This is a genomic window from Nitratireductor sp. PBL-C9 (genome assembly GCF_050877045.1).
Taxonomy (GTDB): domain Bacteria; phylum Pseudomonadota; class Alphaproteobacteria; order Rhizobiales; family Rhizobiaceae; genus Nitratireductor; species Nitratireductor aquimarinus.
Window position 1 is genome coordinate 75,717 of sequence record NZ_JBPAXW010000012.1, and the last position, 14,538, is coordinate 90,254.

General features: G+C 62.8%; 13 protein-coding genes. 1 reads left to right on the top strand and 12 read right to left on the bottom strand.

The window, feature by feature from the left end:
* The first annotated feature begins 9 nt into the window (after positions 1-9).
* Positions 10-1,341: an aspartate aminotransferase family protein gene (locus ACRTG1_RS22355; protein ID WP_432517278.1), complete on the top strand. Its 1,332-nt coding sequence runs from the start codon at positions 10-12 to the stop codon at positions 1,339-1,341.
* A 94-nt stretch (positions 1,342-1,435) separates the two neighbouring features.
* Here the strand turns inward: ACRTG1_RS22355 and ubiV are convergent, their stop codons facing one another.
* From ubiV to ACRTG1_RS22415, 12 genes are read right to left on the bottom strand one after another with little or no spacing between them, the layout of a single operon-like run.
* A complete protein-coding gene (gene ubiV, locus ACRTG1_RS22360) occupies positions 1,436-2,353 on the bottom strand; it encodes a ubiquinone anaerobic biosynthesis protein UbiV (RefSeq protein WP_432517280.1) in 918 nt (305 codons plus the stop codon).
* Between the two features lie 4 nt (positions 2,354-2,357).
* Positions 2,358-3,356, bottom strand: a complete 999-nt coding sequence (gene ubiU / locus ACRTG1_RS22365; RefSeq protein ID WP_206547560.1) for a ubiquinone anaerobic biosynthesis protein UbiU — start codon at positions 3,354-3,356, stop codon at positions 2,358-2,360.
* Positions 3,353-3,883: a ubiquinone anaerobic biosynthesis accessory factor UbiT gene (gene ubiT / locus ACRTG1_RS22370; RefSeq protein WP_206547561.1), complete on the bottom strand. Its 531-nt coding sequence runs from the start codon at positions 3,881-3,883 to the stop codon at positions 3,353-3,355. The genes ubiU and ubiT overlap by 4 nt, the downstream gene beginning before the upstream one ends.
* A 10-nt stretch (positions 3,884-3,893) precedes the next feature.
* Positions 3,894-4,457, bottom strand: coding sequence for a molybdopterin adenylyltransferase (gene mog, locus ACRTG1_RS22375; protein WP_432517283.1), 564 nt, complete (start codon positions 4,455-4,457; stop codon positions 3,894-3,896).
* The gene (locus tag ACRTG1_RS22380; protein ID WP_206545300.1) at positions 4,447-4,989 is read right to left on the bottom strand and encodes a DUF2478 domain-containing protein; all 543 of its coding nucleotides are present in this window, start codon (positions 4,987-4,989) and stop codon (positions 4,447-4,449) included. The genes mog and ACRTG1_RS22380 overlap by 11 nt, the downstream gene beginning before the upstream one ends.
* A complete protein-coding gene (locus ACRTG1_RS22385; RefSeq protein WP_432517285.1) occupies positions 4,986-6,263 on the bottom strand; it encodes a molybdopterin molybdotransferase MoeA in 1,278 nt (425 codons plus the stop codon). The genes ACRTG1_RS22380 and ACRTG1_RS22385 overlap by 4 nt, the downstream gene beginning before the upstream one ends.
* Positions 6,264-6,293: 30 nt before the next feature.
* Positions 6,294-6,863: a hemerythrin domain-containing protein gene (locus ACRTG1_RS22390; protein WP_432517287.1), complete on the bottom strand. Its 570-nt coding sequence runs from the start codon at positions 6,861-6,863 to the stop codon at positions 6,294-6,296.
* Positions 6,864-6,873: 10 nt separating this feature from the next.
* The gene (locus ACRTG1_RS22395; RefSeq protein ID WP_206995942.1) at positions 6,874-7,791 is read right to left on the bottom strand and encodes a peptidylprolyl isomerase; all 918 of its coding nucleotides are present in this window, start codon (positions 7,789-7,791) and stop codon (positions 6,874-6,876) included.
* A gap of 5 nt (positions 7,792-7,796) precedes the next feature.
* A complete protein-coding gene (gene narI, locus ACRTG1_RS22400; protein WP_113155200.1) occupies positions 7,797-8,519 on the bottom strand; it encodes a respiratory nitrate reductase subunit gamma in 723 nt (240 codons plus the stop codon).
* A gap of 12 nt (positions 8,520-8,531) precedes the next feature.
* Positions 8,532-9,245: a nitrate reductase molybdenum cofactor assembly chaperone gene (gene narJ / locus ACRTG1_RS22405; RefSeq protein ID WP_432517290.1), complete on the bottom strand. Its 714-nt coding sequence runs from the start codon at positions 9,243-9,245 to the stop codon at positions 8,532-8,534.
* Positions 9,245-10,783, bottom strand: a complete 1,539-nt coding sequence (gene narH, locus ACRTG1_RS22410) for a nitrate reductase subunit beta (RefSeq protein ID WP_432517292.1) — start codon at positions 10,781-10,783, stop codon at positions 9,245-9,247. The genes narJ and narH overlap by 1 nt, the downstream gene beginning before the upstream one ends.
* Complete coding sequence (locus tag ACRTG1_RS22415; RefSeq protein ID WP_432517293.1) at positions 10,780-14,535, bottom strand: nitrate reductase subunit alpha; 3,756 nt, start codon at positions 14,533-14,535, stop codon at positions 10,780-10,782. Before ACRTG1_RS22415 ends, narH begins: the two co-directional genes overlap by 4 nt.
* Positions 14,536-14,538 lie beyond the last annotated feature (3 nt).

The following is a 14,538-nucleotide window of genomic DNA, read 5'->3' on the forward strand; positions in this document are numbered from 1 at the left end:
GACGTCCCAATGACCCACGTGTTTCATCGCTCCCCGAAAAAGCCGCTGCCGCTCGCAGTGAAAGGGGCTGGCGCCTACATCACCGACGAGACCGGCAAGCGCTATATCGACGCCTGCGGCGGCGCGGCCGTTTCCTGCATCGGCCATGGCGATGTGCGCGTTCTCGAGGCCGTTCAGCGCCAGATGAGCGAAATCAGCTATGCGCATACGAGCTTCTTCACCTCGGCTGCCGCCGAGGCGCTGGCCGACCATCTGTGCGCGGCAAGCCCGGTCCCGCTCGACAAGGTCTATCTGGTCGGCTCCGGTTCCGAGGCCGTTGAAGCGGCCATCAAGATGGCGCGCCAATATCACCTGGAGCGCGGGGAAGCATCGCGCAAGCTCGTGATCTCCCGCCATCAGAGCTATCACGGCAACACGCTGGGCGCGCTTTCCGTCGGCGGCAACCCGCCACGGCGCAAGCCCTATGGCCCCTTCCTTCTGGAAGAGCCGAAGATCGAGCCCTGCTTTGCCTATCGCTATGCGAAAGAAGGCGAAAGCGCGGAAGACTATGCCCTGCGCGCAGCGAACCTTCTGGAGGACAAGATCCTCGAGCTCGGGCCGGAAAACGTCGTGGCGTTCCTGGCGGAGACCGTGGTGGGCGCAACGGCTGGCGCAGTGGCCGCCGAGGCCGGTTATTTCCGCCGCATCCGCGAGATCTGCGACCGCTATGGCGTGCTTCTCATCCTCGATGAAGTGATGTGTGGCTCCGGGCGCACGGGCACGTTCCTCGCCTGCGAAGAGGAAAATGTAACGCCCGACATCCTGACGCTCGCCAAGGGACTGGGCGGCGGATATCAGCCCATCGCGGCGGTGATGTGTACGGCCAATGTCTATGACACCATCGTCAATGGCAGCGGCGGTTTCGTGCACGGGCACACCTATTCGGCTCATCCGCTTGCCTGCGCGGCGGCACTTGCAGTTCAGAAGATCATCCGCGACGACGACCTGCTCGCCAATGTGCGTGCGCGTGGCGCGCAGCTTCAGGAGCGGCTTCAGGCGCGTTTCGGCAACCATCCCCATGTGGGCGATGTGCGCGGGCGCGGGCTTCTGCAGGCCATCGAGCTGGTCGAGCATCGCGACGCCAAAACGCCGTTTTCGCCTGAACGGCGCATCGGCGCGGCGATCAAGAAAGAAGCGATGGCGGCTGGCCTGATGGTTTATCCGGGAGCGGGCACCATTGATGGCGTATCGGGCGACCACGTGCTGCTCGCACCGCCTTACAATGTCGACGCCGAAACCATTGATCTGATTGTCGACAGGCTGGGGCTGGCGGTGGACGCGGCCCTCGCCCGTCAAGGCTGAAATGCGCAGTTATGCGCCTCTTATGTGAGGCGCATAACAACGTAAAAACAATGAATTACCGGAGCTTTCGTTTGTAAAAAATGAAATCACCAAATCAGGAAGCCAGCATCGAGCCAGCAACCATCCGGCGCCCGGCGACACGGTGGAAGAAGCCGTTGCTGAAGCGCGTTTGAGCGCAGGTTTCCGAGAGCTGCGCAAGCGCTTCCTCGCTGTCGATCCTGCCGTCGAGACCGGCCCGGAAAGTCTCCGCCACTGCAACCATGTCGACCGATTGCGGCATGAGCCGCAGATGCCGGATGCCCATTGCGACAAGCTCGGCCATCTCCCGAACGAGACAGATATAGCTTTCAGACTGGGTCTGGATTCCGTTCACCCTGAGGAACGGCGTCCCGTCGGCGGTCAGGAGCGGCATGCCATCGGGATCGTCCTCGCAGACGAACTGGCAATTGTCCTTGTGACGGCCATGGGCGCGGGCATGGTAGCAGCGTGCGGAAACGGCAAGCGGCGCGCGGCCGAACACCTGAAACTCGGTCTCGATGGCGATTTCGCCTGCTGCCTTGGCGGCATGGGCGAGTGAGGCGCGCGGCAGTTCGTGCGGCAGGCACACATGCGTCGCGCCGTTCTGCGCCAGCCAGGCGATGGTCGCTTCGTTATAGGCGTTGAGGAACGGACCGATGCGGTGTGGTGCGCCGGCCCGTGCATGAAGGCCGGCTGCATTGTTGATTTCGATCTCGGCGCCTTCCATTTCGCAGAGTGCGCGCGTGGCCTGCCGCTCGCGCGGCAGCATGACTTCGGCAAGCGATGACAGAACCACGGTCTTCCCGGCTCTCTCGAGGCGCTCGATGATGTCCGGCATGTCGCGCTCGAAGAAGGGCGCGCGTTTCGAGCAGATCACCTCCCCCAGATAAACGGTTTCGAGCGGGGCCTCGTCGGCAATGCGCGCATAGAAATCGCGCTTGCGTTCGGCGGGCCAGTGATAGGCTATCGGCCCAAGCGTCAGAGCGGCTGGCATCGGCTTATCTCCACTTCTTCGTTTCGAATGCGCCCTGCGTTTCCCGGCCGCCTTCGGTGAGTTGCAGGAGACCCGCAATGTTCGCCTCCCTGCCGGCGCGAATATCGTCCACCGCATTGCGGAAGGCGGACACGACGTTGCGCACATAGCTCTTGGAGCGCTGCCGCCCCTCGATCTTGAAGGCGTGGACGCCGGCGTCGATCAGTTCGGGCAGGAGGCGTGCGAGGTTCAGGCTGACGGGTTCTTCAAAGGCGTAATAGCCTTCGGGACGATGCGGCGCCTGATAGCGCCCCTTGCAGATCGTCGGATAGCCGGCCATCTCGTCCGGCCCGAAACGGTCGATCACGTAGCCAGAGAGGCAGCTGGAAACCGCGCCATCGCCCTCCCGGCGATACTCCACGTCGGCCGCCGGCGAGCACACGCCATCCATATTGGTGGAAAGCCCGGTGACGTAATTGGTCAGGCTGCAGCGCCCCTCCACCATCAGCCCGTGATTGCCGAAGATGAAGGTCTCGATCTCGCAGGGGATTTCCTGGGCGATGCGCCGGATTTCGGGGATGGTGAGGATACGCGGAAGGACGACGCGTTTCACACCGAAACTCTCGCAGTAATAGCGGATGGCTTCAGGGCTGGATGCTGCGGCCTGCACCGAGAGATGCAGGCGGATTTCCGGGTATTTCGTGGCGATGTACCGGGCAACGCCCATATCCGCGACGATGAAGGCGTCAACGCCGATGCGCGCGCCGGTGTCGGCCGCCTCGCGCCACAGATCCACCTGGCCCGCAGGCGGATAGGTGTTGAGCGCGAGAAGCACTTTCGAGCCCTTCGCATGGGCATAGGCGACGGCTGTGGCGAGTTCGTCGGTGCTGAAGTTCAGACCGGGAAAGTTCCGCGCATTCGTCGCATTGCGAAAGCCGCAATAGACGGTGTCCGCGCCGGCATCCACGGCCGTGCGCAAGGCTGCCGGTGTACCGGCCGGGCACACCAGTTCTGCAAGTGTCATGTCGAGCTCCTTTGTGAACGCGCGTCAGCCCGGCTTCGCAGGAAGCCAAGCGCAAGCCTGCCTGGCGGGCCGAACAGGTCGGCCGTATCGGCGGCAATCGATCCGTCGACATCGTCGAGCGCGTTGCGCAGGCTCACCACGGCCTCCGTATTGCCTTCGATGATCAGGTCGCGGGAGAAGAAGACGGCGTCGCCATCGGCATCTGCATCGATCAGTTCGAACAATGTGTCGAAGCTGCCACGGATCAGCGCCTCATGCGCCGGCAGCGCCCGGCGGGCGACGGCGCGCAGCACGGGGCGTTCGGGATCCGGCTGAAGGAAGAGAGCGAAAGGCAGGTTTGTCGGGTCGATGATATAGCCTGTCTTCGTATGCGGTCCGAGGCGCTCGAAGATTGCGGGGTGCTTGCGCGAGAGGCTTTTGACGACCCGGCCGAGAAGCGGCGCAAGGAGGACTGTGAGGGCTGGAGCTGTGAGGTCGGTGAGAGGATTTGCTTTATTCAGAACTTCATGTTTATGCGAATAAGCCATTGTTCATGCTTCACTTTGGTCTGAATGCCTTGCCGGTTTCGCCCGCCGTTTCCAGACCGGGCGAACCGATCAGGTCGAGGCAATAAGGAATGGCCGGAAACACGGCGTCGAGGCATGTGCGGATTGCTGCCGGCTTTCCCGGAAGATTGACGATAAGTGTCTTTCCGCGTGTTCCGGCGGTCTGGCGTGAGAGGATGGCGGTCGGCACTTCCTCAAGACTGCGCTGGCGCATCAGCTCGCCGAAACCCGGCAGCTCCTTTTCAAGAACATCCTGCATGGCTTCGGGCGTTTCATCGCGCGGAGCGGGACCGGTGCCGCCGGTGGTCAGGATGAGCGCTGCATTCTCTTCATCACAGAGCCTCATCAGTTCATCGCCGACACGGGCCCGCCCGTCGCTGATGATGCGAATTTCGAGATGGAAGGCAGAAGCGATGTTCTCTTGAAGCCATTCGGCGATGGCCGGGCCGCCACGGTCCTCATAATCACCCCGGCTTGCGCGATCCGATATGACCAGCGCCACGATGCTGAGGCCGGCGCGTTCATTCTCATGAGGCGGTGCGGGTTCATGCGGCATTGCGGGCATCCTTGCGCACCACATGGGTTGCGAGCCACGCGTCGATGCGCGCCGGATCTGGCTGGAGTTCCGTGTGGCACCCTTCCGTGAAGTCCTGCCAGGCCTGCGCATATTCATCCCGAACCGCCACCAGCACCGGAATGCCCAGCATGAAGGCTTCCTCGATTGCCGCGCGAAAACCGCCGCCGAGCATCTCCCCCTTGCCGAAACGGTTGAGGATCAGAAGATCCGGCTTTTCGCGAACACGCTCAAGAAGCGGGCCGCACAGATCGGCCAGCGCATGCGGATCGAGCCTGCACCCGGACGACCCCTGCCCCAGTTCCTGTGAAATGAGCCAGACCGCGCCATTGCGGATGTCTTCCAGATGCATGGCCGCGCAGCAGTTTTCGGAAAGGTCGCGTTCGAGCTGGACAAAGCCTTCAACGACAATGTTCTGCGACTGCAACCGCGCGGCGGCATCCGCGAGCAGCGCGTCGATGGGATCGCCGCCGCTGAAGCGGACCGCCGCTATGGCCGGGATGGTGTTCGTCATTCCAAAACTCCTTGCACGAAGGGGAGGAAATCGAGTTCCTCGCCCGCCTCGGCATCGCCGGTTGTGGCTTCGATAATGGCCACTCCATCGGCAAAACACAGAGGATAAAGCGACGCAGATCCGCCATGGCCGATGCGCGCCAGAAGCGGCTGTCCGCGATGGGTGTGCGACACGACGCGCACCGGCACATATTCGCGCCGTCCAAGCCTGTGGCGTATGACGCCCTCGGTGATGGCGCGCACGGGTTCGACAGGCTGCGTTGCTCTTCCCGATAGCCGCTCGACCGCCATGCGGCCGAACAGCTGGAAGCCGATCCATGCCGCCATCGGGTTTCCCGGAAGGCCGAGAAACGCCGTTTTGCCGATGCGACCGAACATGACCGGCTTGCCGGGTTTCAGGGCGACTTTCCAGCTGTCGATAACGCCACCGGCGGACGAAAACGCGCCTTTCAGAAAATCCCTGCCACCGACCGATACCGCGCCGGAGGAGATGAGCAGATCGAAGTCGCCGGCATGCCGATGCAGGAACTGGCGCGTTTCAAAGGGATCGTCCGGGAGGATGCCGAGATCGACCGGCGCGCAACCCATCTCCTGCAGCATCATCAGGAGCATGGGGCGGTTGGCGTCGTGCAGTTCAAAGGCGCGTCTTTCGCCGCTGCCAGCCACCAGCTCGTCGCCGGTCGAGAAAACGCCGATGCGGGGCTGGCGATAGACGGTCACCGAGAGATGCCCATTGACTGCCAGAAGCCCGGCATAGCGCCCGCTCATCCGGGTTCCGGGCGCGACAAGGACAGCATCGCGCGCGATATCGCAGCCAGCGCGCCTGATATGCGCGCCCGGTCGCGGCGTTTTGAAGAACGCGGCGCAGCCCTGCTCTTCCGCTGTCTGTTCAAACGGCACGACTGCATCCGCATTGGCTGGAATGGGCGCGCCGGTGAAGATGCGCATACAGGCACCCGGCGCGAGGGCTGGCGCCCCATGATCGCCCGCTGCAACCGCGCCGCTGATCGGCAGCGCATGCGGCGGTCCGTTTTCGAAGTCCGTAAGACTGACGGCGAAACCATCCATCGCCGAATTGTCGAAGAATGGCATCGGGCATGACGCATGAAGTGGTTTTGCAACGATGCGCCCGGCGGCCTCTGCCAGAGGCAGGTTCTCCGTCGCGCTGGCCGGCGTCAGCAGGGGGTAAAGGCGTTGACGCGCTTCGTCCACGCTGAGCATTCCACCGACAGGGGCGTCGCAGGGACAAGAAATCGATATTGCCGCTTCACCCATGGGGTTTCTCCATAGTGCCTGATCTCTGGATCACCTGGCGCTTCCTTCCGCGTTTTCGGGGAAGGTGATCCCACGACGTTCCGCCATATGCCGGCCGATGCGCGTGAGGTCGTCCGGCTCGAGCCGGATGCGCGCCATGGGGATGACGATGGCGTTCTCCACGATCAGATGCCGGCGCTCGTTCGCCGCAAAGCGGGTGAACAGGCCCTTCCAGCCCCTGCCCTGTTTTTCCGGCGCGTCCAGCGCGCGGCACAGTTCGTCTGCGTCGAGCTTGTCGGACGAGTGTTCCGCGCACAGTTCGCTGACCACATCTTCCATGCGGTCCTCCGGCAGAGCGCGCTCAAGAAGCACGGGAAACAGATCCAGCTCTTCATCCAGAACATGAAGCCCGAAGTCACGGCGCAGAAACGCCAGAATATGCCGGGAGAGCGCGAGGTCGCGCTCACCCTCCGAGACCATCGCGTCGAGCAGGTTGCAGAGCATCCGCTGCCGAAAATGATCGGCAAAGATGTAATCAAGCGGCTCGCGCAGCAGCGCGTCCGGCGGGCGCTCCTCCAGCGCCTCCACCATCAGCCTGCGTTTCTCCTCCATATGTTCCATGACATCCCCGCTACTGTACGAGAGGACTGTCCGCCGCGCCGATCTCAATGCCGGAAATGTCCGCCTTTCCGGCGAGGATCGCGATGTATTGCGCGGAAGCGCGCGACCATGACTGGGCTTCCAGCCAGGCGGCAATTCTGTCCTCGACGAGTTCGAATGGAAGTTCACGTGCCGGAACCACGCGGTCGAGTGCGATGACGTGATAGCCAAAGCGCGAAGCGACCGGCCCCGGCGCGATCTCGCCGGCCGCCAAGCCTTCCAGCGCCTTCTCGAATTCGGGCACGGTGCTGCCGGGCGAAAGCTGGCCTAGATTGCCGCCCTGACTGCCCGACGGACAGGCCGAGTGCAGCGCGGCGAGCGCGGCAAAGGCCGACGGATCGGAGGCCAGCGCATTGCACAGTTCCTGCGCGAGGCGGTGCGCCGCGATGCGCTTTTCCTCATCGCTTTCAGGCGCGGCGATCAGGATGTGGCGGGCTTCAAACAGCGGCTCGCTCATGAAGCGCTGCCGGTTGTTCTCATAATAACGCCGGCACTCCTCCGCACCGGCGCGGGGCACGTCGAGTTCGGCCTCCAGCAGCGCATGGATGGCCGCATCGTCGGCCGAGGTGGTCCGGCCTTTCTCGTCGCGTTCCCCCTCGCCTGCAAGCCCGCGTCTTGCCGCTTCGCCCAGAAGGAGCTGACGGATCACCAGTGCTTCGGCAGCGGCGCGCAGCGCCTTTCCGGGATTGTCTGCCGGATGGTTCTGCGCCTCCCGCAGGATCTCGTCTTCGGGCACAGCCACGCCATCGACCGTGATGGCGCGGATGAGCGGCAGGGGCTTGGGCGGAACCCGTGTGTCGGGCTCCTGATAGGTGGTGTAGCCCTGCCCGTCCGGCGACGGAGCCGCCGCCGGATGATCGAGTTTGGGGTTCTTGTAGATCGTCGCCATGGTGCTTACTCCGCTGCCGGCAGGCGCGTCGGCTGCGCCCGTTGATTGCGTTCGCGAACGACCTGGTAGCCGGGCCGCCAGAAGAAACCGAGCGGCACACTCAGCATGTGCACCAGACGGGTGAACGGGAACAGGAGAAGGATCGTCAGTCCTAGGAACAGGTGCGCCTTGAAAATGAACGATACTTCAGAGACATAGCTCGATGCTTCAAAGTTGAAGGTGAAGATGCCCTGCGCCCAGGACATGAACTTCACCATCTCCTCGCCGTCGAGATGCTGCATCGAAATCGGGATGGTCATGAGACCGAGCGCCAGCTGGATCCATAAGAGGATGATGATCAGCGTGTCGGTGGTGCTGGAGTTTGCACGCACCCGCGCATCGAACAGGCGGCGATGGACGAGCAGGCTTGCGCCGATGATTGCCATCACGCCCGCCACGCCGCCGGCGACGATGGCCAGAAGCTGCTTTGCCCCATGGCTGATGCCGAGCGCATCGAATATGGCGATGGGGGTGAGCAGACCGACCAGATGGCCGAAGAAGATCACCAGAACGCCCACATGGAAAAGCACCGATCCCCAGATGAGCTGCCGTCGCCTGAGGAGCTGCGAAGAGCCCGAACGCCAGCCATACTGCTCGCGGTCGTAGCGAATGGCGGTGCCCAGAATGAGCACGACCAGCGCGATATAGGGATAGATCCCGAACAGGAGTGTGTTGATATAGCCTGACATGACGGCCTCCACTCAGAGATTGGTTGCCGGCGCGGGAGCGTCCGGGCGGCGTTGATGGGCGCGCATCTGGCGTTGCAGACGGTCGGGACCGCAGGCGTTTTCACCGGCATTGCCGGCAAAGGTCACGGCCTCTTCCTCCCAGATGCGGTCAAGCGCTTCGAGATCCGCCGGATCGTCTTCCGGCGTCTCAAGGAGTTCACGCACCAGTTTCGGATCGGCTTCCCCCGAGGCGAGCGCCTCCAGAACCGCAAACGCATTGGCGTAGACCGACTGACGCTTCTTCAGCCGCTCGCGCAGGACCTTCAGGATATGGCCGGTCTGGCCGAGGAGTTCCGCTGCTTCCGCGTCCGGCTTGATCGACAGATATTCGAGGAAAAGCGGCAGATAATCCGGCATCTCCTTTGCGTCGATCGACAGGCCGTCCGCCTCATACATGGCAAGCAGATCAACCATCGCCTGACCGCGATCCCGGCTCTCTCCATGGACATGTTCGAACAGATGAAGCGACAGCGAACGCGTGCGGTCGAACAGGAACACGTAGCGTTCCTGTGCGTCGTAGAGGTCGAGCCCGCCAATATCGTCGGCCAGCCGTTCCAGAAGGCGCTTCTGGGTCCCGGTGATCCCGTCTGCGGCGGCGATGAAGGTTTTCACCTCCTGCGTCGCCGCCTGCAGGTCCGCGCTCGGATAGGACAGAAGCAGGGAAATGATTTTCAGTGCGGTTTGCATCACACGCCCTCCGAAAGTTTGCCAACCGGCGTCTGCACCGTGCGGGTGCGCTTGCCGCCGAACAGATCCGTGCCCGTGTCTTCTCCCGAGCAGCCATTGCCGAAGGTGAAACCGCAGGAGCCGCGCACGTCATATGCGTCTTCCGAGATTTCACGATGGCTGGTGGGAATGACGAAACGGTCCTCGTAATTGGCAATCGCCATCACGTGGTACATTTCCTCGATCATCTCGTTGCTCATGCCGACCTTGCCGACAACGGCCTCGTCGATGACGCCATCGACCGTCTTGGCGCGCATGTATGTCCGCATGGCGAGCATGCGTTCGAGCGCGGAGACGACCGGCGCTTCCTTGCCGCCCGTCAGAAGATTGGCGAGGTAGCGGACGGGAATGCGCAGCGAGCGCACGTCCGGCATGTCGCCATCGAGGCCGATCTTGCCGGCTTCGGCCGCAGACTGGAGCGGCGAAAGCGGCGGCACATACCAGACCATTGGAAGCGTGCGGTACTCCGGGTGAAGCGGGAACGCCACTTTCCACTCCATCGCCATCTTCCAGACCGGCGATTTACGGGCGGCCTCAAGCCAGGCATCGGGCACGCCGTCCTTCTTCGCCTGGGCGATGACCTCCGGGTCATTGGGATCGAGGAACACTTTGAGCTGCTCTTCATAGAGATCCTGCTCGTTGGGAGCGGATGCGGCCTCGGCGATGCGGTCGGCATCGTACAGCACCACGCCCAGATAGCGGATGCGCCCGACGCAGGTTTCCGAACAGACCGTGGGCTGGCCAGCCTCTATGCGCGGATAACAGAACACGCATTTCTCGGATTTGCCCGAAGACCAGTTGTAATAGATCTTCTTGTAAGGGCAGCCCGAGACGCACATGCGCCAGCCACGGCACTTGTCCTGATCGATCAGGACGATGCCGTCATCCTCGCGCTTGTAGATGGCGCCCGACGGGCACGAGGCCACGCAGGTTGGGTTCAGGCAGTGTTCGCACAGGCGCGGCAGATACATCATGAAAGTGTTTTCGAACTCGCCGTAAATCTGCTTTTCGACGCCTTCGAAATTGTAGTCCTTCGACCGCTTGGCGAACTCGCCGCCCAGGATTTCCTCCCAGTTCGGCCCCCACTCGATCTTTTCCATCCGCTCGCCCGAGATCTGCGACCGCGGGCGGGCGGTGGGCGATGTCTGGCTTTCCTTCGCCGTCTGAAGGTGGCTGTAGTCGAAATCGAACGGCTCGTAATAGTCGTCGATTTCCGGCAGGTCCGGATTGGCGAAGAGCTTTGCCAGAATGCGCCATTTCGCTCCCTGTTTGGGCTCGATGCGGCCATTGGCCCTGCGCACCCAGCCGCCATTCCAGCGTTTCTGGTTTTCCCAGTCCTTCGGATAGCCGATGCCGGGCTTGGTCTCGACATTGTTGAACCAGGCGTATTCAACGCCCTCTCGGTTCGTCCAGACGTTCTTGCAGGTGACGGAGCAGGTGTGACACCCGATGCACTTGTCGAGGTTCAGCACCATGCCGATTTGCGCGCGGACTTTCATTCTGCCGCCTCCTTCTTTTCGCCGGTTTCGCGGTAAGGCCCTTCCATCCAGTCCACCTCCTCCATCTTGTGCACCACGACGAATTCATCGCGGTTGGAGCCGACGGTGCCGTAATAGTTGAAGCCGTATGCCTGGTGCGCGTAGCCGCCGATCATGTGCGTCGGCTTGGTGATGGCGCGGGTCACCGAATTGTGGATGCCGCCGCGCTGGCCGGTGATCTGCGATCCCGGCGTGTTCACGATCTTTTCCTGCGCGTGATACATGTAGACGGTTCCCTGTTTCATGCGCTGGGAGACCACGACACGCGCCACGATCGCGCCGTTGACGTTGAAGACCTCGACCCAGTCATTGTCGACCAGACCCGCCGTCTTCGCGTCTTCCTCCGAAATCCACACGACCGGACCGCCGCGATTGAGCGTCAGCATCAGGAGATTGTCGGAATAGGTGGAGTGGATGCCCCATTTCTGGTGCGGCGTGATGAAGTTCAACACCACCGAAGGCTTGCCCTTCGACTTCTCCGCGATCATCGGATTGATCGACTTGGTGTCGATGGGCGGCCGGTAGACGCAGAATGCCTCACCGAAGGCGCGCATCCACAGATGGTCCTGATAGAGCTGCTGGCGGCCGGTGATGGTGCGCCAGGGGATCAGCTCATGCACATTGGTGTAGCCGGCATTGTAGCAGACCTTCTCCGATTCAAGCCCCGACCAGGTCGGTGAGGAGATGATCTTGCGCGGCTGCGCCACCACATCGCGGAAGCGGATTTTTTCGTCTTCCTTGGGCAGCGCCAGATGGGTGTGGTCGCGACCCGTGTTCTGGGACAACGCATCCCAGGCCTTCACGGCCACCTCGCCATTGGTTTCCGGCGCGAGCATGAGGATCACCTCGGTCGCATCGATATCGCTGTCGATGCGCGGACGCCCCTTCGTTGCGCCCTCCTCCGTAACGACGCCGTTGAGACGGCCAAGGGCCTCCACTTCGTGCTCGGTGTTCCACGAAATGCCCTTGCCGCCATTGCCGAGCTTGTCCATGAGCGGCCCGAGCGCGGTGAAACGCTTGTAGAGGTTCGGGTAATCGCGCTCGACCACGGCGACTGCCGGCATGGTCTTTCCGGGAACAGGCTCCACCTTACCGGTCTTCCAGTCCTCCACCTCGAAGGGCTGGGCAAGTTCGCCCGGCGTGTCGTGAAGAATGGGGACCAGAACCACATCCTTCTCCACGCCCAGCACCTCGGGCGCGACTTCGGAGAATTTCCTGGCAATGCCCTTGAAGATGTCCCAGTCGCTGCGCGCCTCCCAGGCCGGGTCCGCCGCGCTTGAAAGCGGGTGGATGAAGGGGTGCATGTCGGACGTGTTGAGATCGTTCTTCTCGTACCAGGTGGCCGTCGGCAGAACGATGTCGGAATAGACGCAGGTGGTCGACATGCGGAAGTCGAGCGTGACCAGAAGGTCGAGCTTTCCTTCAGGCGCGGTCTCGTGCCAGACGGCCTCGCGTGCCCTCTGCCGCCCTTCTTCGCCCAGATCCTTGCCCATGACGCCATTCGCCGTCCCGAGCAGATGTTTCAGGAAATACTCATGCCCCTTGCCCGAGGAGCCGAGCAGGTTTGAGCGCCAGACGAACAGGTTGCGCGGCCAGTTGGCCGGATCGTCCGGGTCTTCGCAGGACATTTGCAGATCGCCGGACTTGAGCTGCGCCGCGACGTAATCCTTGGCCTCCTGACCAGCCTCGCTCGCCGCCTTTGCGACATCCAGCGGATTGGTCTTCAGCTGCGGGGCCGATGGCAGCCAGCCCATGCGCTCGGCGCGGATGTTGTAGTCGATCAGTGTCCCGTCCCACGGGCCTTCCGGCGCGGTCGGCGACAGGATCTCGTCCACCTTGAGCGTTTCATAGCGCCACTGGTCCGTGTGCGCGTAGAAGAAGGAGGTCGAGTTCATCTGCCGGGGCGGACGGCCCCAGTCGAGCCCGAAGGCGAGCGGCAGCCAGCCGGTCTGCGGGCGCAGCTTCTCCTGTCCCACATAATGGCTCCAGCCGCCGCCGGACTGGCCGACGCAGCCGCACATGACCAGGAGATTGATGATCCCCCGGTAGTTCATGTCCATGTGGTACCAGTGGTTCAGGCCCGCGCCGAGAATGACCATCGAGCGGCCATTGGTCTTTTCGGCATTGAGCGCGAACTCACGGGCGACCGTGACGATGTGATCGCGCGGCACGCCGGTGATCTTCTCGGCCCAGGCCGGCGTATAGGGCGCTTCATCGTCATAGGATTTCGCGCAGCTATTGTCGCCGAGTCCCCGGTCGAGCCCGTAATTGGCGACGAACAGGTCGAACACGGTTGCAACCAGCGCCTCTCCAGAAGCGAGCTTGACCTTCTTGGCGGGCACGGCGCGTTCCAGAACGCTGTCATGATCCGTGCCGGCGAAATGATCGTGCTCGCGATTGCCGAAATAGGGGAACGCCACATTGGCGACCGTGTCGCGGTCGGCATCGAGGATCAGGCTCATTTCGAGCTCGACATCCTCACCCTTGCCGTCCTTGCTCTCCAGGTTCCACTTGCCCTTCTCACCCCAGCGGAAGCCGACGGAGCCGGCCGGCGCGACGATCTTGCCCGACTTGCGGTCAATCGCGACGGTCTTCCATTCGGGATTGTTCTTCTCGCCGAGCTTGCCCCGGAAATCGGAGGCGCGGAGCAGCCGGTCGGGCACATAACGCCCGTCCTTCTCGACAAGCCGCACCAGCATGGGCATGTCGGTGTAGCGACGGCAGTAATCCTCAAAATACTCCGCCTGCCGGTCGAGGTGGAACTCGCGCAGGATGACGTGCCCCATGGCCATGGCGAGCGCCGCGTCGGTGCCCTGCTTGGGATGCAGCCAGATGTCGGAGAACTTGGCCGCTTCCGAATAGTCCGGCGACACGACCACGGACTTTGCGCCCCGGTAGCGCACTTCCGTGTAGAAATGGGCGTCCGGCGTGCGGGTCTGGGGCACGTTGGAACCCCAGAGGATGAGGAAGCTGGAATTGTACCAGTCGGCCGATTCCGGCACGTCCGTCTGTTCACCCCAGGTCATGGGAGATGCCGGCGGCAGGTCGCAATACCAGTCGTAGAACGACATGCAGGTGCCACCCAGCAGCGACAGATAGCGCGAACCCGCCGCATAGGAGACCATCGACATGGCCGGGATCGGCGAGAAGCCGATCACCCGGTCGGGACCATGGGTGCGCGCCGTATAGGCGTTGGCTGCGGCGATGATCTCGTTGACCTCGCCCCAGCTTGCCCGCACGAAGCCGCCAAGACCGCGCACCTTGGTGTATTCGGCGCGCTTGGCCGGATCCTGCTGGATCGCCGCCCATGCGCCGACCGGCGTCTTCACCGCCCGTTCGCGCCGCCACAGTTTGAGAAGCCGCGAGCGCACCAGCGGATATTTCACCCGGTTGGCCGAGTACATGTACCAGGAGTAGCTGGCGCCGCGCGAACAGCCGCGCGGCTCATGGTTGGGCAGATCGGGCCGCGTGCGCGGATAGTCGGTCTGCTGCGTTTCCCAGGTGACGATCCCGCCCTTCACGTAGATTTTCCACGAGCAGGAGCCGGTGCAGTTCACGCCATGGGTGGAGCGCACGATCTTGTCGTGCTGCCAGCGCTTGCGGTAGGCGTCCTCCCAGTCACGGCTTTCATTGGTCGTGACGCCGTGACCGTCGGAGAAGGTTCCCGTGTTCTTCCGCGCCAGGAAGTTGAGACGGTTTAACAGATGTGACATCGC

Coding starts and splice junctions, on each gene's coding strand:
- ACRTG1_RS22415 (WP_432517293.1), bottom strand. CDS start 14,535: ATGTCACATCTGTTAAACCGTCTCAACTTCCTGGCGCGGAAGAACACG.
- ubiV (WP_432517280.1), bottom strand. CDS start 2,353: ATGCCAGCCGCTCTGACGCTTGGGCCGATAGCCTATCACTGGCCCGCC.
- ubiU (WP_206547560.1), bottom strand. CDS start 3,356: ATGACACTTGCAGAACTGGTGTGCCCGGCCGGTACACCGGCAGCCTTG.
- narI (WP_113155200.1), bottom strand. CDS start 8,519: ATGTCAGGCTATATCAACACACTCCTGTTCGGGATCTATCCCTATATC.
- ACRTG1_RS22380 (WP_206545300.1), bottom strand. CDS start 4,989: ATGACGAACACCATCCCGGCCATAGCGGCGGTCCGCTTCAGCGGCGGC.
- ACRTG1_RS22385 (WP_432517285.1), bottom strand. CDS start 6,263: ATGGGTGAAGCGGCAATATCGATTTCTTGTCCCTGCGACGCCCCTGTC.
- narH (WP_432517292.1), bottom strand. CDS start 10,783: ATGAAAGTCCGCGCGCAAATCGGCATGGTGCTGAACCTCGACAAGTGC.
- narJ (WP_432517290.1), bottom strand. CDS start 9,245: ATGCAAACCGCACTGAAAATCATTTCCCTGCTTCTGTCCTATCCGAGC.
- ACRTG1_RS22355 (WP_432517278.1), top strand. CDS start 10: ATGACCCACGTGTTTCATCGCTCCCCGAAAAAGCCGCTGCCGCTCGCA.
- mog (WP_432517283.1), bottom strand. CDS start 4,457: ATGCCGCATGAACCCGCACCGCCTCATGAGAATGAACGCGCCGGCCTC.
- ACRTG1_RS22395 (WP_206995942.1), bottom strand. CDS start 7,791: ATGGCGACGATCTACAAGAACCCCAAACTCGATCATCCGGCGGCGGCT.
- ACRTG1_RS22390 (WP_432517287.1), bottom strand. CDS start 6,863: ATGGAACATATGGAGGAGAAACGCAGGCTGATGGTGGAGGCGCTGGAG.
- ubiT (WP_206547561.1), bottom strand. CDS start 3,883: ATGGCTTATTCGCATAAACATGAAGTTCTGAATAAAGCAAATCCTCTC.